This is a genomic window from Egibacter rhizosphaerae, from assembly GCF_004322855.1.
Lineage (GTDB): Bacteria > Actinomycetota > Nitriliruptoria > Euzebyales > Egibacteraceae > Egibacter > Egibacter rhizosphaerae.
The window spans coordinates 4,487,768-4,505,544 of record NZ_CP036402.1 but is presented as its reverse complement, the minus strand read 5'-3'; the positions used below and the strand labels follow the sequence as shown (position 1 = coordinate 4,505,544).

17 protein-coding genes are annotated in these 17,777 nt (G+C 71.8%); 11 read left to right on the top strand and 6 right to left on the bottom strand.

The window, feature by feature from the left end:
• Positions 1–27: 27 nt before the first annotated feature.
• Together ER308_RS20660 and ER308_RS20655 are read right to left on the bottom strand one after the other, a co-directional pair.
• The gene (locus ER308_RS20660) at positions 28–354 is read right to left on the bottom strand and encodes a hypothetical protein (protein WP_131156726.1); all 327 of its coding nucleotides are present in this window, start codon (positions 352–354) and stop codon (positions 28–30) included.
• A gap of 3 nt (positions 355–357) precedes the next feature.
• Positions 358–942 carry a DUF1802 family protein gene (locus ER308_RS20655; RefSeq protein ID WP_131156725.1) on the bottom strand — a complete coding sequence of 195 codons (585 nt, stop codon included), beginning with the start codon at positions 940–942 and terminating at the stop codon, positions 358–360.
• 46 nt (positions 943–988) lie between these two features.
• Here ER308_RS20655 and ER308_RS20650 point away from each other — a divergent pair, with 46 nt between their 5' ends.
• From ER308_RS20650 to arc, 9 genes are all read left to right on the top strand, one after another.
• Positions 989–1,474 carry a DUF456 family protein gene (locus tag ER308_RS20650; protein ID WP_131156724.1) on the top strand — a complete coding sequence of 162 codons (486 nt, stop codon included), beginning with the start codon at positions 989–991 and terminating at the stop codon, positions 1,472–1,474.
• Positions 1,475–1,539: 65 nt separating this feature from the next.
• Entirely contained in the window at positions 1,540–2,703 is a 1,164-nt protein-coding gene (locus ER308_RS20645) for a PP-loop family protein (RefSeq protein ID WP_165492289.1), read from the top strand.
• Between the two features lie 122 nt (positions 2,704–2,825).
• Entirely contained in the window at positions 2,826–5,954 is a 3,129-nt protein-coding gene (locus ER308_RS20640; protein WP_240732142.1) for a sensor histidine kinase, read from the top strand.
• Positions 5,955–5,959: 5 nt separating this feature from the next.
• Entirely contained in the window at positions 5,960–6,448 is a 489-nt protein-coding gene (locus ER308_RS20635) for a roadblock/LC7 domain-containing protein (RefSeq protein ID WP_131157146.1), read from the top strand.
• Positions 6,448–6,828, top strand: a complete 381-nt coding sequence (locus ER308_RS20630; RefSeq protein WP_131156721.1) for a DUF742 domain-containing protein — start codon at positions 6,448–6,450, stop codon at positions 6,826–6,828. The genes ER308_RS20635 and ER308_RS20630 overlap by 1 nt, the downstream gene beginning before the upstream one ends.
• A complete protein-coding gene (locus ER308_RS20625; protein WP_131156720.1) occupies positions 6,812–7,399 on the top strand; it encodes a GTP-binding protein in 588 nt (195 codons plus the stop codon). Before ER308_RS20630 ends, ER308_RS20625 begins: the two co-directional genes overlap by 17 nt.
• Positions 7,400–7,612: 213 nt before the next feature.
• Positions 7,613–8,878, top strand: a complete 1,266-nt coding sequence (locus ER308_RS20620) for an IS110 family RNA-guided transposase (RefSeq protein WP_205745615.1) — start codon at positions 7,613–7,615, stop codon at positions 8,876–8,878.
• A 291-nt stretch (positions 8,879–9,169) separates the two neighbouring features.
• Positions 9,170–10,057 carry a tRNA (adenine-N1)-methyltransferase gene (locus ER308_RS20615; protein WP_205745778.1) on the top strand — a complete coding sequence of 296 codons (888 nt, stop codon included), beginning with the start codon at positions 9,170–9,172 and terminating at the stop codon, positions 10,055–10,057.
• 171 nt (positions 10,058–10,228) lie between these two features.
• Positions 10,229–11,962: a proteasome ATPase gene (gene arc / locus ER308_RS20610; RefSeq protein WP_131156719.1), complete on the top strand. Its 1,734-nt coding sequence runs from the start codon at positions 10,229–10,231 to the stop codon at positions 11,960–11,962.
• A 375-nt stretch (positions 11,963–12,337) separates the two neighbouring features.
• On the opposite strand, the gene ER308_RS20605 is transcribed toward arc, so the two are convergent.
• A complete protein-coding gene (locus tag ER308_RS20605) occupies positions 12,338–13,207 on the bottom strand; it encodes a hypothetical protein (protein ID WP_131156718.1) in 870 nt (289 codons plus the stop codon).
• Positions 13,208–13,560: 353 nt separating this feature from the next.
• On the opposite strand from ER308_RS20605, the gene dop reads away from it, so the two are divergent.
• Both dop and ER308_RS20595 read left to right on the top strand, forming a co-directional pair.
• A complete protein-coding gene (dop, locus tag ER308_RS20600; protein ID WP_131156717.1) occupies positions 13,561–15,072 on the top strand; it encodes a depupylase/deamidase Dop in 1,512 nt (503 codons plus the stop codon).
• 99 nt (positions 15,073–15,171) lie between these two features.
• Positions 15,172–15,360, top strand: coding sequence for a ubiquitin-like protein Pup (locus ER308_RS20595; RefSeq protein ID WP_131156716.1), 189 nt, complete (start codon positions 15,172–15,174; stop codon positions 15,358–15,360).
• Between the two features lie 120 nt (positions 15,361–15,480).
• Here ER308_RS20595 and ER308_RS20590 read toward each other — a convergent pair whose 3' ends face one another.
• The 3 genes from ER308_RS20590 to ER308_RS20580 form a co-directional block, all read right to left on the bottom strand.
• Positions 15,481–16,104, bottom strand: coding sequence for a VIT1/CCC1 transporter family protein (locus ER308_RS20590; protein WP_131156715.1), 624 nt, complete (start codon positions 16,102–16,104; stop codon positions 15,481–15,483).
• A 213-nt stretch (positions 16,105–16,317) separates the two neighbouring features.
• Complete coding sequence (locus tag ER308_RS20585) at positions 16,318–17,058, bottom strand: GAF and ANTAR domain-containing protein (protein ID WP_131156714.1); 741 nt, start codon at positions 17,056–17,058, stop codon at positions 16,318–16,320.
• Between the two features lie 63 nt (positions 17,059–17,121).
• The gene (locus ER308_RS20580) at positions 17,122–17,727 is read right to left on the bottom strand and encodes a rhodanese-like domain-containing protein (protein WP_205745777.1); all 606 of its coding nucleotides are present in this window, start codon (positions 17,725–17,727) and stop codon (positions 17,122–17,124) included.
• Between the last annotated feature and the right edge of the window lie 50 nt (positions 17,728–17,777).

The window sequence follows — 17,777 nt, the reverse complement described above, 5'->3', positions numbered from 1 at the left end:
GGCACGGCTCGCAGCCTCACGAGCCACTCACTTCAGGGCGCGCCGGTGGAAGTAGATGAAGGACACCGGGACCATGATCAGGGCGATCGGCGGGAAGATCGCGAACAGGGCGACCAGCACCCACCGTGGTGTCGGGAGCCACCGAGGCATGAGCAGCCCGACGACGATGCCTGCGGCCATCGCCGCCAGCGCAGCGAGGTTCGTACCGGTCTGCACGAGCACCGCGGCCGCGACGAAGAGCGCGAGCCAGGCGATGAACAGCCACGGGTGGTCACGGACGAGCGCGACGAACGAGACGCCGTCGCCCGTGCCCCCGCTGGCCGCCGCGTCGTCGGAGAAGGCCTCACCACCCATGTGCTAGCCCAGCGTGTCCCGGACGCGGGCCGCATTCTGTACGAGCCGGCCGGGCTCGTGGACCGGGGTACCCGAGCGCCCGTCCCAGTGCAGCGGCAGCTGCAGCCAGGACCGACACCCGCGGTGCTCGGCGGTCTTCTCCAGCCGCACGGGCTCGGGTAGCGCGAACGCGCGGACCACGAGGGCATGCAGGGGATGCTTCGGGCGGAACTCCAACCGGTCGGTGCGCACGCTCTCGTCCGTCCACACGTGCAGGTCGGCGACCTCCGGCAGGCGTTCGGGCCGTTGCACGGGCACGGCGTCGACCAGCCGAACTCCGCACCGCACCAGCACCGACGCGTCGCCGTCGACGTCCTCCGCGCCCCGATCGAGGACGTCGCGGTGCTCGGTTCGGACACGCTCCGCGTGGCTGTGGGCGACCGTGGGGAAGATCAGGAAGCCCCCCTCGTCGTCAGCGGCCGCGGCCTCAAAGCGCTTCTCGTGGATCCCGCCCTTGCGGAGGAGCAGCGTCTGCCGTCCGTCGAGCAGCGCACGGGCGACCGCCGCCCACTCCTTGAGCGCGAGGGTGGTGGTGGCAATCGAGGTCATGGCGCCATCTTAGGCGCAGCAGGTCCACCCATCGGACGGAGTGCCCGTGGAGCAGCTCGCCACCATCGCCGTCGCGATCGCGATGGCGCTCGGTCTCGCGATGACCGTGGTGCCCGTCATCCCGGGCCTGCTGATCGTCTGGCTCGGTGCCGCCGCGTACGGGCTCACCGTCGGGTTCGGCACGACGGGCGGATGGCTGTTCGCCGCGATCACGCTCTGCGCCCTCGCCGGATTCGCGGCCTCGTTCCTTCTGCCCGCCCGAGGGGGCATCGCGGCCGGGGCGCCATCCGGGCTGTTGCTGGCCTCCGGCCTCGGCGCGGTGGTGGGCGCGATCGTGTTGCCCGTGCTCGGTCTCCCCCTCGGCGGGCTGGCCGGCGCGTGGCTGCGGGCCCGGCTCGCTACCGGCCAGGCGCAGGAGGCCACGCGGGTCGTGATCGGGATGCTGCGCGGCATGGGTCTCGCTGCACTCGCCGAGCTCGCCGCGGGCAGTGTGATGGTCGCCCTGTGGATCGGATGGGTGCTCGTCGGTTGAACGCGTCGGCCGCACAGGGCCGCGAGGCGGTGTTGGCTGCACCGGGGGTTGTTAGCCTGCGTGTGATGATCGTTCGGCGCCGGAACCCCGACGCGACGCACGAGGTCGCGGGCCCCGCGACGGTCGCGGACGTGCTCGCACAGCTCGGGATCAACCCCGAGACCGTGCTCGTGATCCGGGACGGCGAGCTGATGACGCGGGACCGCGAGCTGCCCGACGACGCCGAGATCGAGGTCCGCTCCGTGATCTCCGGGGGCGCCGGTCCCCGCGCGCCACAGTGCCAGGTCTGCGGCAGGGCGGTCGTGATCGAGATCCCGCGTCACCGCGCGGCCTTCTGCGCCGAGCACCTCGTGGACCACATCCGGGGTCAGGTCCGCCACGCGATCGACCGACACGGGATGCTCTCCTACGACGATCGCGTCCTCGTCGCGGTGTCCGGCGGCAAGGACTCGCTCGCGCTCTGGGACGTCCTGCTCGACATGGGCTACCACGACGGCCTCTACCTCGGCCTCGGCATCGGGGACTACTCCCAGCGCAGCGAGCAGGTCGTGAGCGACTTCGCCGAACGGCGCGGCGTCACCCTCCACGCGATCGACCTCGCGACGGAGTTCGGCTACAGCATCCCCGACGCCACCGGGGTCAAGGACCGGTCGGCGTGCGGCGTCTGTGGCCTGTCCAAGCGCTACGTGTTCAACAAGGTCGCGCTGGACCACGGCTATGACGTGATGGCCACCGGTCACAACCTCGACGACGAGGCCGCGCAGCTCCTGGGCAACGTCCTGCGCTGGCAGACGCCCTTCATGGCCCGCCAGTCGCCCGCCCTGGCGGCCTCCGGGGGGCTCGCGAAGAAGGTCAAGCCGCTCTACCGCGTCGGTGAGCGCGAGATGGCCGCGTACTGCATCGTCCGGGGCCTCGACTACATCGTCGAGGAGTGCCCCCTCGTGGGCGGCAACACGGTGCATCACTACAAAGACGCGCTGAACGAGCTCGAGCGACACTTCCCGGGTACGAAGGCGCAGTTCCTCTACGGCTTCCTCGACAAGGTCCGCGACCAGCACTTCGCGTCCGAGGCGGACGAGGGCAACGACGACGGTGTGGTCGCCTGCGGCGAGTGCGGGATGCCGACCGCGCCCCCCAAGGGCAAGGCGGCACACAACGGCGACTCCGTGCGCTGCGCCTTCTGCCGAACCCAGCAGCGCGTCCTCAGCGTGGTCAGCACCGTGCGCTAACGCCGACTCGCGTCCCGTCGCTCGACGCGCCCGCCGAAGGGGCTCAAGCGCACTCGTATCTCGCCGATACCTCCGGTGAGCGGTGGGAGATCACCGTACGTCCCGACCCTGCGGGTGTGTCGATGATCCAGAACCTGCGGATGCGCTGGAAGCTCGTGGCGCTCCTCGTCGCGCCCCTCGTGGGCCTGCTCGTCTTCGCGGGCCTGCACGTGTTCGAGCGCTGGCAAGCGGTCGAGCAATCCGAGACCGCCGCGGAGCTCGCCGCAACCGCGCAAGGCGTCGACGACGTGCTGGCCGCCCTGCAGCTGGAGCGTCGCGCCAGCGGCGCGGCTGCGGCTGTCGATGTGACCGCGGGCGCGTACGTCGCCCTGGAGGACGCCCGCACCGAGACCGACGAGGCCTTCGAGCGCGTCCGGGACGCGGACACGACCGATGCGGCGGTGCTGGACCGCCTCGAGGGCAATGCTGGCGAGCTCGAGGAGACCCGCGAGGCGGTGACGCGTTCTCCCATGAGCCGGGCCGAGGGCGAGCAGGCCTACCAGGAGATGGTCGACGGCGTGCTCGCGACCCAGCGCTTCGTCGGTTCCGAGCTCGCCGGGGAGGGCCTGGATCGCGTGGACGCCAGCCTCGCGCGGGACCTGCAGGGGCTGGTGGCCCTGTCGGTCGCCAGCGAGTCCGTCTCCCGCGAGCTGCTGTCCCTGGAGGCCGTCGCCCGCGACGGCGACGACGCCAGCCTCGTGGGCTACGCGGCGCACGCGGGCACGGCGCGCACCGCCGAAGAGGATGCCCTCGCCTCGCTCGGGCCGTCCGTGCGCAACGAGCTGGAAGAGCTGTTCGACACGCGCGCGGGCGCGCGCAGCGACTCGTTGCGCGACCGCGTGCTCCTCGGCGGGCGCCTCGACCCCGACGTGGTCGACCCCGGCGCCGCCGAGGACTTCGAGACCCGGGCCGACGCGCTGCGAACCGCGACGTCGAGGACCGCCGAGTCGGCGCTCGACGCCGCCACGGAGCACGCGGAGAACGCGACCCAGGAGGGCGTGACCGCAGCGGGCGCCGCCCTCGGGGTCGTGGGCATCGCGTTGCTGCTCTCCATCAGCATCACGCGACAGATGGAGCGCCCCATCTCCCAGCTCGTCGAGGCCGCGGAGGACGTCGCGGACCGGCGGCTGCCCGAACTCGTCGCCGCGCTGCACACCGGCCGCCCGGTCGCCCCCGAGGCAACGACGCCGATCGAAGGCGGCGAGGCGAAGGACGAGATCGGCCGACTCGCTCAGGCATTCGAACGGGTCCGCACCGTGGCCGCCGACACGGCCACCGACCTCGCCGAGACCGCCCGTCGAGGCGTGAGCGAACTGTTCGTCAACCTCGCCCGCCGTAACCAGTCGCTGGTCGACCGGCAGATCAGCGTCCTCGACCGCCTCGAACGCCACGAGGAGGACCCCGAAGCGCTGGAGCGGCTGTTCACCATCGACCATCTCGCGACCCGCATGCGGCGCAACGCGGAGAGCCTGCTCGTCATGGCGGGCTCGGAGACCCCCCGGCGATGGACGAAGGCGCTGCCCCTGGAGGAGGTGCTGCAAGCGGCCGCGGGCGAGGTCGAGGACTACCGCCGCGTACAGGTGCGCACCACCGCCGAGGTCGAGATCCACGGGCGTGCCGCCGCCGACCTCGCTCACCTCCTCGCGGAGCTGGTCGAGAACGCGACGACCTACTCGGACCCCTCCAGCGAGGTCGAGGTCGTCGCGCACCTCGCAGCGGTCGACGACGCGGAGCACGCGGGAGTCCGCGTCGAGATCCGCGACCGAGGCGTGGGAATGAGCCCGGAGGAGCTGCGGCGAGCTAACGCGCGACTGCACGATCCGCCCACGGCGGGTTTCGGGGTCGGCCGCTCCCTCGGCTTCGTCGTCGCGGGGTTGCTCGCTCAGCGCCACGACATCCGTGTGCAGGTAGACGGGGGAGAGGATGGCACGACCGCGGCCGTCGTCGTCCCGCCCCCGCTCCTCGCGGTCGACGAGCCGGTGCCGGAGCTGCCGGCGGCTCTCCCCGGGCCCGCGCCACCGGAGCCGGACCGCGGCCCTCTCGGCTCCATGCAGGTACGCGGCGGCGCGTTGCTGCCAGGTATGGCGCTGGACCCCACACCGTATCCGGCCGCTCCCGAGCCCCAGGTGAACGAGCCGCGAGAGCCGGAGACGCCGATCCAGCCGTTCGCCGCTGGACAGCACCCCACGGCGAGGCAGCCCGACGCGGTCAGCCGAGCGGAGGACGCTGAGCACCGCCACGCGACCGCGAGCCGACCGGAGGACGCTGAGCACCCCCACGCGACCGCGAGCCGACCGGAGGACACGAACCACGCGGAGGCGGCCGAGACGCACAGCGGTCTGCCCCGCCGTCACCCGAACAGCGACTCCTCGGCCGGTGCGACGGACCTCGCGTCCCCGCCGGCCGCAGATACGCCCCCACCCGATCCCGACCCGTGGGCGGAACCAGCCGACGAGGAGGCGGCCATGCCCAACGCTCCCGGCCGCCGTGCCGCGACCGCCGAGGAATCCGTGGACACCGGGCCGCGGCGCCCGTTCTGGAGGCGGGTGTTGGGCCGGCGCCCCAAGCCGGCGCCCGCCCCTCAGATGGGGACCGGCTGGTCGATCCCGGCTTCGGGGGCAGCCCGACCCACGCTGTCGGCGGCCGTCCCCGATGCCCCGCCTCACCCGGAGAGCAGCGTGTCCGAGCCGATCGCCCACCCGGACATCGGAGGGCCGGCGCCCTTCGCTCAGGCCCCCGGCGCACCGCTGCCGTCCGTCACCCGGGAGGCACCGGAGCACACGTCTGCTCCGGACCGCGGCCCCCGGGCACCGAGTGCCGATGGTGGCGACCAGCCCGTCGGGGACGACCATGACGCCGCTGCGGGTGCGGACGACGGCCCACCCACCGAACCCCCCGCGCAGCCGGCCGCCGCACCGATGCCCCCCGCGCAACCGGCCGCCGCACCGATGCCCCCCACCCAGCCGACCGACCCCCGCGCCGGGGTGGCGAGCTCGCCACCGGGGGGTGAGCTGCCGCGGCGTCAACCAGGACGGGCAGCACCCGCACCCGAGGGCGGGCGGCGGGGAGGCCTTCTCTCGGACGCCGACATCGAGGAAGACGATCCGCGCGACGTGCTCTCCCGCTACATCAGCAGCATCCGCCGCGCCCGCGAGGAAGGCGAGGCCGGCGCACAGGGAGAGCTGGAGGATGGGGGAGGTGACCGGCCGTGACCGAAATGACCGGCGGGACCCACGCGACGCAGGGTGGGAACGGGCTCGACCTGGACTGGATCGTCGCCAACTTCGCGGAACGCGTCCCTGAAGTCATCGAGGCGATCGTGGTGAGCGCCGACGGCCTGCTCATCGCGCGCTCCCCGGGGTTGGATCGCGACACCGCGGACCAGTTCTCCGCGATCGCCTCGGGCATGCTGAGTCTCGGGCGCGGCGCGGCCCGCACCTTCGACGGCGGGACCCTGAACGACATCATCGTTCAGCTCGACAAGGGCTACCTGTTCGTCACGCGGGTCAGTGACGCGTCGGGCCTCGCGGTCGTCGCGAGCCGGCAAGCGGACGCCGGCCTCGTCGCCCACGAGATGGGCCTCGTCGCCGAACGGCTGGGCGGCGTGCTGACGCCGGCGCTCATCGCGCAGCTGCGCAGCGGCATCGGCGTCGGTTCCCGGGGGCACGAGCCCAGCGAACCCGCCCCCGGGGGAGCAGCGGGCTGATGAACGGCGAGCCGGAACGTCCGGACGGCGCGGAGCAGGAGCCTCGCCTCGCGCGCCCGTACATGTTCGTTGGCGGCCGCACCCGGGCGCGGGGTCCCGAATTGCGCTTGGAGACGCCGCTGCGGCCCACGCTGAAGTCGCCGGCCGGCGCCGAGAGCCCCTCGGCCCGCCGGGTTCTCGACGCGTGCCTCGGCGGCGCCGGATCGGTCGCGGAGCTCGCGGGCGCACTCGGCATGCCCATAGGGGTCGTGCGAGTGCTCGCGAGCGACCTCGTCGCGGACGGCGTCCTCGAGGCCGCCGCCACCCCGTCCACGGGCGAGGGCCCGATGGACGACGTGCACCTGCTGCGGAGGGTTCTCGCCGATGTCGAACGTCTCTAACGGCCCGACAGCCCCGACCGCGGTCAAGATCGTCGTCGCGGGCGGCTTCGGGGTGGGCAAGACCACGTTCGTGGGCTCGATCTCCGAGATCGAGCCGGTCCGCACCGAGGAGTCGATGACGAGCGTCGGAGCCGGCGTCGACGATGCCTCGGCACTCCCGGACAAGACCGCCACGACGGTGACCATGGACTTCGGGCGGGTCCACCTTGCCAGCGATCTCGTGCTCTACCTGTTCGGCACGCCCGGTCAGCCACGGTTCGCGTTCCTGTGGGACGACCTCACGGCGGGCGCCATCGGCGCGGTGGTTCTCGTCGACACCCGTCGTCTCGAGGACTGCTTCGCCGCCGTCGACTACTTCGAGCAGCGCGACATCCCCTTCACCGTGGCGGTCAACCGGTTCCACGGCCAGGCGTTCCACGGGCTCGAGGAGGTCCGCGAGGCGCTCGCGATCTCGGAGCATCGACCGATGACCTACTGCGACGCGCGTGACCGCGAATCGACCAAGCGGGTGGTGTCCTCGCTCCTGGAGTCGGCCATCGTCCGTGCCGAGTCCCGCCAGACCGTCGGGTAGCCCCCACCGCTCCCCGGCGCTCGGGGAATCGGACCGAACACGGTTGCCCGCCCCGGTCGGCCGACGAGGGCCGACACGCAGCGGGCTGATATGACCTGCCGGTAGCGGTTCCATGGGTTTCGCCTCCGGAGGTGTCAGAAGGGACCCGCACAGGTTCCGAGGGTCGGGCGTTGTCGCGCCTGGTTCTCCTGACACCACCGGGAGGTGGGCTTGATGATGCACATGCATGGTATTCGAGCGCAGCAACTTTCGGCGCGGACGGTCGGCGTGGGGTTGGATCGGCTGGTGGCGGTGCCGGTGGATGTGGGCAAGTCGGCGGCGATGGCGATGGTGGTCGACTTCTCGGGTCGGCGGCTGGCCGCGCCGTTCGAGTTCGCTCTCGACCGGTCGGGGGTGGCGGGGTTCGTCGCTCGGGTCGAGCGGGTTCTGCCGGCGGAGACGGCGTTGGTGCGGGTGGGGGTGGAGGCGTGCGGGCACTACCACCGGCCGCTGGTCGCCTCGAGGGTGCTGCCCGGGCACTGGCAGCTGGTGGAGCACAACCCGGCGTGGGTGTCAGCCCAGCGGCGGGTCAACGGCACGGGTCGGACCAAGACCGACCCGATCGACTTGACCGCGATCGCGGATCTGCTGCTGGCCGGCCGCGGCTACGAGGTGGCCGTCGGTGATGAGCTGCTGGTCGAGCTGAGCGCGTGGGCGGCGCATCGCCGCCGGCGGGTGCAGGCCCGCTCGGCGGTCAAGAACCAGCTGACCGGTCAGCTGGACCGCTGCTTTCCCGGGCTGGGCGCGAGTCTGTCGAGCGTGCTGGGCACCAAGGTCGGCCGCCTTGTCGCGGCCGAGTTCTCAGACCCCGATCGGCTCGCCCGGCTCGGCGTGGCCCGCTTCCGGGCGTTCGCGGCGCGCCGCGACGTGCGCGTGAGCGTGGCGCTGGCCGAGCGCCTCGTGGCCGCGGCCCGCGACGCGCTGCCCACGCCCGACGCGGCGGTGGCCCGTCAGGTCCTGGCCGCCGATCTGGCGCTGCTCGACGGCCTGGACGGCCAACTCGCCGAGGTCGACGCGCGCATCGACGCGCTCGTGCCCGCCACCCGCTACCGCGTGCTGACGTCGGGGCCGGGCTGGGGGGCGGTCCGCGCGGCCGGCTACGCCGCCGGCGTCGGCGACCCGGCACGCTGGCCCTCGCACCGGCAGGTGTACCGCGCCGCCGGGCTGAACCCCGCCCAGTACGAGTCCGCCGGTCGCCGGCGTGACAGCGGCATCAGCCGGGAGGGATCGGTGCCGCTGCGCCGGGCGATCCTCGACCTCGGCGTAGGCCTGTGGCACCAAGATCCCGCCGCCCGCCGCTACGCCGCCGGGCTGCGCGAGCGCGGCAAGCCCGGCGCGATCATCGCCACCGCCCTGGCCCGCCGGGCGAACAAGATCGCCTTCGCGATGGTCCGCGACCAGACGCTGTACGACCCCGCCTGCTGGGCCAGCAAGGAGTAGGACACCGGACCCTTCCCATCCGCGGTCGATCGTGCGAGGCTCGCGGACAGGAAGGCCGGATCAGACGTCGTACGGGCTATGGCGGACTCGTTCGCGGGTCACGCCGCTCCTAGCTTGACGCCCGGCCTTCCACCCGTCTCAGAGCCCGAACGAAGCCAGCTGACCCCACCCTCAGTGGAGGTCGCATAGATCAGCGTGGGCCTACGGCCCCGCCGACCTCGCACCCCACCGCCACACAAGCATCCCGCCAGCCCCCGCGCACACCGGGGGCTGCCAAGGATGTCGTACACGATGCTTGACAAGACCTACGGCCAGCTAGGCTTGCGCGTCATGCGTGACGCCGAGGATCCCCCCACGACGCCGGCCGAGGGTCGCGAGCCACGGCACGCCGGGCATCCCGAGCCGTTCGGGCCCGGCGAGGTCGCCCTGCTCGTCGACCGCAAGGAACGGCGCTACCTCGTCACCCTCGCCACCGGCGGCACGTTCCACTACCACGGGGGCGCCGTCGCGCACGACGACTTGCTCGGCGCGGCCGAGGGCTCACGTGTGCGCAGCGCGAAGGGCACGACGCTCCTGGCGCTCCGACCCACCGCCGGCGACTGGACCCTCAAGGCGAAGCGCGGCGCCCAGGTCGTCTACCCCAAGGACCAGGCGATGATCGTCGGACTCGCGGACATCGCCCCGGGTTGCACGGTCATCGAGGCGGGCGCCGGGTCCGGCGCGCTCACCGCGGCGCTCCTGCGCGCCGTCGGGCCGAACGGTCGGGTGGTGTCGTTCGAGCTCCGTGAGGATCACGCGACCGTGGCCGCCCGCTCGATCGCGGACCGGTTCGGGACCCACCCGCCGAACTGGACGCTCGAGGTCGCCGACGTCGTCGAGCGGCTGCCCGGCCTGAGCTGCGACCGGCTCGTGCTCGACCTGCTCGAACCCGACAGGATCGTGCCGATCGCGGTCGAGGCACTGCACTCGGGGGGCATCCTGTGTGCCTACACCCCGTCGGTGCCGCAGGTGATGCGGCTGCGCGAGGCACTCGATGCCGACCGCCGCTGGGGATTGGCCCAGACCGTCGAGACGCTGCTGCGCACGTGGCACGTCGAGGGCCTCGCCGTCCGGCCCGACCACCGAATGGTCGCCCACACCGCCTTCCTCACGACGGTGCGTCGGCTCGCGGACGAGTAGCTCTGGACGGTCCGGATGCGCAGAGCCTGAGGGTCGCTCGACCTATACTCGCGGACAGCGGAGGCCGCAGGCCCACCGGAGCCGCTGCGGCGCTCGGGCTTGCCCGAGCATGGCAGCCGGTTCCGGCCGCCCACCACGCCGGTCCGTAGCTGGCCCGGAGGAAGATCCGCCATGGCAGACCAGGACGCCGAGGTCGCGGAGCTTCGCGAGCAGGTCAACTATCTCCAGGAGGAGGCCGCGCTCCTGCGCCGGCGGCTGGAGGAATCCCCCCAGCGTGTCCGCGCGCTCGAGGAACGAGTGCTCGAGACCAAGGCGCAGCTGTCCAACGCGGTCGCCCAGAACCAGAAGCTCGCGGACACGCTACGAGAGGCACGCGAGCAGATCGTCACGCTGAAGGAGCAGGTCGAGAAGCTCTCGGCCCCGCCGTCGAGCTACGGCGTGTTCCTCGGCATCGCCGACGAGACCGACGAGGGCTACATCCTCGAGGTGTTCGCCCAGGGCCGGAAGCTTCGGGTCAACTGCTCCGTCGACGTGCCCGCCAAGGAGCTCCAGCCCGGGCAGGAGGTGGTGCTCAACGAGGCCCTCAACGTCGTCCTCGCCGCCCAGTACGAGTCGGTGGGCGAGGTCATGAGCCTCAAGGAGCGTCTCGACGACGATCGGCTGCTCGTCATCAACCACACCGACGACGAGCAGGTCGTGCGTCTCGCCGAGCCACTGCAAGACCTGCCGTTGCGCGCCGGTGACTCGCTGCTCGTGGAGCCCCGTTCCAGCTACGCGCTCGAGCGCCTGCCGCGGCCCGAGGTGGAGGAACTCGTCCTCGAGGAGATCCCCGACATCGACTACACGGACATCGGTGGACTCGGGGACCAGATCGAGGCGATCCAGGACGCGGTCGAGCTCCCGTTCGTGCACGCGGACCTGTTCCGCGAGCACCACCTCACCCCGCCCAAGGGGATCCTGCTCTACGGCCCCCCCGGCTGCGGGAAGACGATGATCGCGAAGGCCGTCGCCTCGAGCCTCGCCGGCCGCGTCGCCGAGAAGGAGAAGCGCGCGGACGCGCGGAGCTACTTCCTGAACATCAAGGGCCCGGAGCTGCTCAACAAGTACGTCGGCGAGACCGAGCGCCAGATCCGGCTCATCTTCCAGCGGGCGAGGGAGAAGGTCGAGGAGGGCCATCCGGTCATCGTGTTCTTCGACGAGATGGACTCGATCTTCCGCACCCGCGGGTCGGGCGTGTCGAGCGACGTCGAGAACACCATCGTGCCGCAGCTGCTCAGCGAGATCGACGGGGTCGAGACGCTCGAGGACGTCATCGTCATCGGCGCGTCGAACCGCGAGGACATGATCGACCCCGCCATCCTGCGGCCCGGACGCCTGGACGTGAAGATCAAGATCGAGCGCCCGGACGAGCTCGCCGCCCGCGAGATCTTCAAGATCTATCTGCACTCGGGGGTCCCGCTGCATCCGGACCTCGTGAAGGAGCACGGCGGCGAGCAGGAGGCGATCCACGCCGTCGTCACGGAGACGTGTCGCCGGATGTACGCCGAGGCGGACGAGAACCGGTTCCTCGAGGTCACCTACGCCAACGGGGACAAGGAGATCCTCTACTTCAAGGACTTCAACTCGGGGGCGATGATCGAGAACGTCGTCGCCCGGGCGAAGAAGGCCGCGATCAAGCGCTACCTCGACGAGGGGCAGCGCGGGATCAAGGCCGAGGACCTCTACGAGGCCGTCCGGGACGAGTTCAAGGAGAACGAGGACCTCCCGAACACCACCAACCCGGACGACTGGGCACGGATCAGCGGCAAGAAGGGCGAGCGCATCGTCTACGTGCGCACGCTGATCGGCGACGGCGAGGAACCCGGCAAGTCGATCGAGAACATCAACACCGGCCAGTACCTCTAGCGCTGGCGGCCGCGCCCCATCTAGCACTGGCGGCCGCGCCCCATCTGGCACTGGCGGCCGCCCCGCGGACCCGTCGCGGTGTGGACGGTTCCGCAAGGGCAGGCCCCGGAACCGTCCACACCCGGGCGCTTCCACTCGCCCGCCCCCCCGCGTGTGGACACCTGCGGCAGTTGAAACGGGCGATGATGCCCACACGTCACCGGTCCGTGTCGCTTAGCCGCTCGCTGTGGACAAGTGCGCACGGCGCTGCGTGCGCTCCTGCCCACAGCGGCCGAGACGGAGGCCGAAACGAGGCGGTCGCCTCGCGCGAGTCGGCCGTGGCCGGCAGCATCGTCAGCGAAGGGGGCGGGTAGGCGATCCCGGCCGGAGGAGCGGTCAGCGAAACGGATGGGCCGGCAGTTCGATGACGCGGGGGAGTCGCGCCGGATCCAAGTCCGCGCCGGCGGCACGCAGGGCCCGCATGACCGACGCTGCGACCTCTACCGGGCGGTGGACCACGTCCTCCCACCCGAAGCGGCGCACCACGTAACCCGCTTCGTGGAGGCGATTGAATCGCTGCGCGTCCTGCTGGAGCTGCTCCCGAGAGCTGTGGAAACGCAGCCCTTCCTTCTCGCCGATCACCGCCCAGGGTCGCCAGAAGGCATCCACGATCCCGATGAGCCCGCGTTCGTCATCGATGGGGACGTTCCACTCGGGGTCGGGGAGGCCCGCGGCCCGGTAGACCACGGACGCGACACGCTCGAGCCACGAGCGGAACACCTCGCCGCTCTCGGGGGCCGTCGCCGTGGCGACGAGCGCCACCCCGTCCCGCCCGGAGCGCAGCGCCGAGGCTCTCTCGTGCAGCCAGCGCCGTGAGGCCCCCAGGGCGATCGCATCGTCGACCCGGGCGAAGGTCTCCCAGGGAGCAGCGCCATCGGCGAGGTCGCAGACCGTCCGGGCGAGGCTCGTCACCGGGATCCGGCCGCTCCGAGCGACGTCGCGCGCGGGCAGCGCGCGGCTGCGGTGGACCCGAACGCCGCTGGGTCGACAGCGTGCCTGCACCGGGACCGTCACCGACGGCTGTGCTGGCCGAGGGACGCGTTCGAGCCCGTGGTGCCGTGCGGCACTCGCGTGTGAGAGCACGGCGAGCGGCCACGAGGCCAGGCAGGCCGTCATCGCCTCGTCGGGCTCGCCCGGGGCACTGAGGAACCGCCACACCCCCTTGCGGAGCGCCACGATCTCGTGTGCGTCGGCGAGTGCTCGCACCCCGCCGCGGGTGAGACCGAGCACACCGGCCTGAGCGGTGGCGAACTGGCCGTCCTGCCCGGCGGCGAGCTCACGGAGCGCCGCGCGTCGCTCCCGGCTGCTCGCCGGGGGCGGGTCGGTGTGAGTTCCGTCCGTAGACCCAACGGGTCGATGGCCGTCTGCTGGACGGTCGCGGTCCCGGCGTGTGTCATGGCCATGGGACGAGCGAACCATCGCAGCGCGCGCACTCCGACGGATCGGCCGCTCGCGCTTGTGGACGATCGACCGGGACCCGCGAGGGCTGCTGTCCGACCCCCCTCCCTGGTGCGACACTGGGAGCCGACGGACCCCGACCAGGGAGGGAGCGCACCCCCGTGGCGAGCCCCAAGTACCTCGGCACCGAGACCGAGTTCGGGATCAGCGTGGTCGGCCGCCCCGACTTCAACCCCGTGCTGGCGTCGTCCCTGGTGGTCAACGCGTACTCGGCCGACGGTCGCCACCGGGCGCGCTGGGACTACGAGGAGGAGAACCCGCTGCGAGACGCGCGCGGGTTCACGCAGCCGGGGGGGCACGAGCCCGCTCCCGAGGATGACGTCGGCCTCGCGAACACGATCCTCACGAACGGGGCCAGGTTCTACGTGGACCACGCCCACCCCGAGTACTCCACCCCGGAGTGCGCGACCCCCTACGACGCGACGGTGTGGGACAAGGCGGGGGAGCGCATCCTCGAGCACGCCGCCGAGCGCGCTGCCGAGACCCTGCCCCATGTAGAGGGCAGCGACGGCGCCCGCCCCGGGCGCATCGTGATCAGCAAGAACAACACCGACGGCAAGGGCGCCGCCTACGGGATGCACGAGAACTACATCATGGATCGTCGCATCCCGTTCGGGGAACTCACCCGCCACCTCATCCCGTTCTTCGTGTCGCGTCAGGTCCTCGTGGGCGCCGGGCGGATCGGCAACGAGTTCGGACGCAAGGACGTGCCCTACCAGATCAGCCAGCGGGCCGACTTCTTCGAGGTCGAGGTCGGGCTCGAGACGACGCTGAAGCGACCGATCGTGAACACCAGGGACGAGCCGCACGCCGACCCGGAACGGTTCCGACGCCTGCACGTGATCATCGGAGACGCGAACCTCTCCGAGGTGTGCACCTACCTCAAGCTCGGGGCGACCAGCCTGGTGCTGTCCATGGTGGAGGACGGGTTCCTGCCTCCACCCCCGGTCCTGGCGCAGCCGGTCAAGGCACTGCACGCCATCAGCCACGACATCTCCTGCAGCCAGACCGTGGCCCTCGACGCCAACACGCGCACCACCGCCGTCGAGTTGCAATGGCAGTACCTGGAACGGGCGCGCAAGTACCACGAGGAGGGGCTCGCTCCCGAATGGGCAGAGGAGGTGCTGGCCCTCTGGGAACGGCTCTTGTCCACCGTGGAGGACGATCCCATGAAGCTCGACGGGGTGGTGGACTGGGTGACCAAGCACCAGCTGCTCGACCGGTACGCGGCGCGCGACGGCCTCGACTGGAGTGCCGACAAGCTGAAACTGATCGACGTGCAGTACCACGACGTGCGTCAGGACAAGGGCCTCTACAACCGCCTCGTGGACGCCGGGCGCATCGAGCGCGTCGTCGACGAGGGAGAGGTCCAGCAGGCCGTCGCCCACCCGCCCCGCGACACCCGCGCCTACTTCCGGGGGCGCTGCCTCGAGAAGTACCGCGACGCGGTCGCCGCCGCCGGTTGGGACGCGCTGATCTTCGACGTGGGGCGCGAGTCCCTGCAACGGGTGCCGATGATGGATCCCGGTCGGGGGGGCGCGGCCACCACTGAGGCGCTGATCGATCGTTGCGACACCGCCGAACAGCTGCTCGACGCGCTGCAGGGCAACTAGGCGCTGCTTCGTCGGCGACGCACGTACACTCGGGGGTGACGGCGTCCCGTCGGCGCGTCCGGCACGCGAGCGGTCCGTGGACGTCGAGGAGGGGTTGCGATGAGCGACGGAGGCCAGGTCCGCAAGGGCCGCCCGAAGCAGGACGAGGAGAACACCGAGACGACCGAGGAGGCGACCGAGGAGGTCGACACCTCCGACGTCGATGACCTGCTCGACGAGATCGACGAGGTGCTCGAGGAGAACGCCGAGGAGTTCGTCAAGAACTACGTCCAGAAGGGCGGCGAGTAGGCGGGTTCCGAGGCGGGGCCGTTGGGGCAGCGCCACGGCGATCCCGGGTCCCGCGCTCGAATCGACAGCGTGCGGGAGGGACAGCGGCGACGCCGGTCGCGCCGCTCGGACGAGGCACGGTCACCCAGCGCCGAGCGCCGTACCGAGCAGCGTTCCGAGCAGGTAGCCGAGCATGCCGGCGCCGCCACCGATGACGAGCAGGCGCAAGCCCGACACGAGCGGATGCCGCCGCGTGACACGCGTGAGGATCGCACCCGCGACGAAGAGCGCCGCGACACTCATCACGACACTGATGACCACCGCGACCCACCCCGTGGCGAAGAAGAAGGGGAACAGCGGGACGCTGCCCCCGATCGCGAAGAGCCCGCCGTTGGCGGCTGCCGCGCGGTAGGGGTTGACGTTCTCCTCCTCGTCGACCGCCCTCCCGGCGGCGAGCATCTCGCCCTGGGTGCGGACGCTCACGTACTCACCGGCACCCATCGAGATCGACCCCGAGACGATGCCGGCCACCCCGCTCACGATGACCGCGGCCGGGTCGATCTGCGCACCCGCAACGCCCATGATCAGGCCGAAGTTGCTGACGATCCCGTCCTGGATGCCGAACACGCCCGCACGGATCGTGTTCGAACGGTCCAGACGACGGTCGCCCTGACCGGGGTCGGCACCGCGGTGCTCCCCCTGACCGGATCGAATCGACCCCCCGGCCGGCGCATCCTCCCCGGGTGGTCCGGCGTCTGTGCCCACGTCCTCCTCCTGCTCGTGACCGACGGCCGACGTTAGCCCACCGACGGACGGACGTCACCTCTGGTGAGCCTTTCCTGACCTGCTCCCGTTCCTCGGCGAGGTCGAGCAACGACGGCGTCGCACGGGCGTGTCGCAGACCGCTGCGCGCCGGCTCCCGCCCGAGAGGTGGAGGCACCCCGCGACCGCGGGAGTCGGTGCACCCCGCCGTGCGGCTCAATCGGTCCGTTGGTCGGCGATCACCTCGTCGGCGACGGAGGGATCGGCGGTTATGGCCCCGGCCGTCTGCCGCAATCGCAGGTTTCGCGTGCGGCAGTACCAGCGCAGCGCTTCGTAGGCCGCGCCCATGTCAAAGCCCCCGCGCTCGGCGAGGATGCCCTTGGCTTGCTCGATGACGATACGGCTGTGCAACGCGGTCTGCAGCTGAGCGGTGAGCTCGCGGGCCTCGCGGACCGCGCGCTCCTGCAGGATGCCGATCGCCGCCATCTGGGCCAGCGCCTGCGCGGCCTGCAGTTGCCTCGGTTCCAGCGCACCCGGCTCGTCCCGGAAGAGGTTGAGCGCGCCGATCGAGTGGTCGCGCCAGCGCAGCGGGAACGCGCACACCGCCGCGATGCCGCGTTCGGAGGCCATCGGGGTGAACCCCGGCCATTGCCTCGAGCCCCGGAGGTCCCCGACGACCACCCGCTCGCCGGATCGGTACGCATCGACACAGGGCCCCTCGTCGCCTTGTACCTCGAGCACCTCGAGCAGGCGCATGCGCTCGTCGGTCGAGGCCATGACCGCGAGCGACCCCCGTCCGTTGTCGAGCATCACCCCCCCGGCCGGCGCCTGCATGACGCCGCACGAGTAGTGCAACAAGCGGTCGAGGTAGTCCACGACGTCGTAGTCCGAGGTGAGCGTGTCGGCGAGCTCGAGGAGCGCCGCGGACAGGTCCTGTTCGTGGGTGCGCGCTGCCATGCCTTCGCCCCCGGTCGTGTCACCGTCAGAGGGTACCCGGCCAGGCGGGACAGGGACGCCCACTCACCCGGGCAGCTGCGCGACGGCCTCGTCGAGGTCGAGCGACCCACGACGGTTCCACGGCATCTTCGCGAGCACGCGGGCCATCCCGCACGTGTTCGTCAGCCCGGAGAACACCAAGCCGCCGCCCACGAACGCGGACACCAGCCGCGCCGGCCGCCAGGCCGCGCCCAGGGCGAGTCCGGTCACGACCAGTGAGCCGGCCGCGAAGCGCACCTGGCGCTCCATGTCCCAGACACGCCGGCCCTGCAGAACGTCGACGTCCAGTTCGTGTCGTTCACGTGTCAGCGCGTTCATGCCGCCGTCGAGGACACGGCAATCCGGTGCGCCCGCCTCGACGAGCAACTCCGCGGCCTGCGCGGCGCGAGCACCCGATTGGCACACCACCACCGCCGGGCCGTCGAGCGCCCCCGCGACGCGCTGCGGGTCCCGCCGGAGCACGTCCAGGGGGAGGTTGACCGCGTCCGCGAGGCGCTCGGCCTCGAACTCCCCGGGGGTGCGCACGTCGACGACCGCGTGCGACTCGCCGCGCTGTCGCTGCGCGGCCAGCGTCGAGGGGTCGATGGTCGCGGGCCCGTCGTTCTCGGTCATCAGGGCGTCGGATGTCATGATCGGATCCTCGTCGCAGGGAGGCGCGGCCCAGGGTACGGATCGGCGAC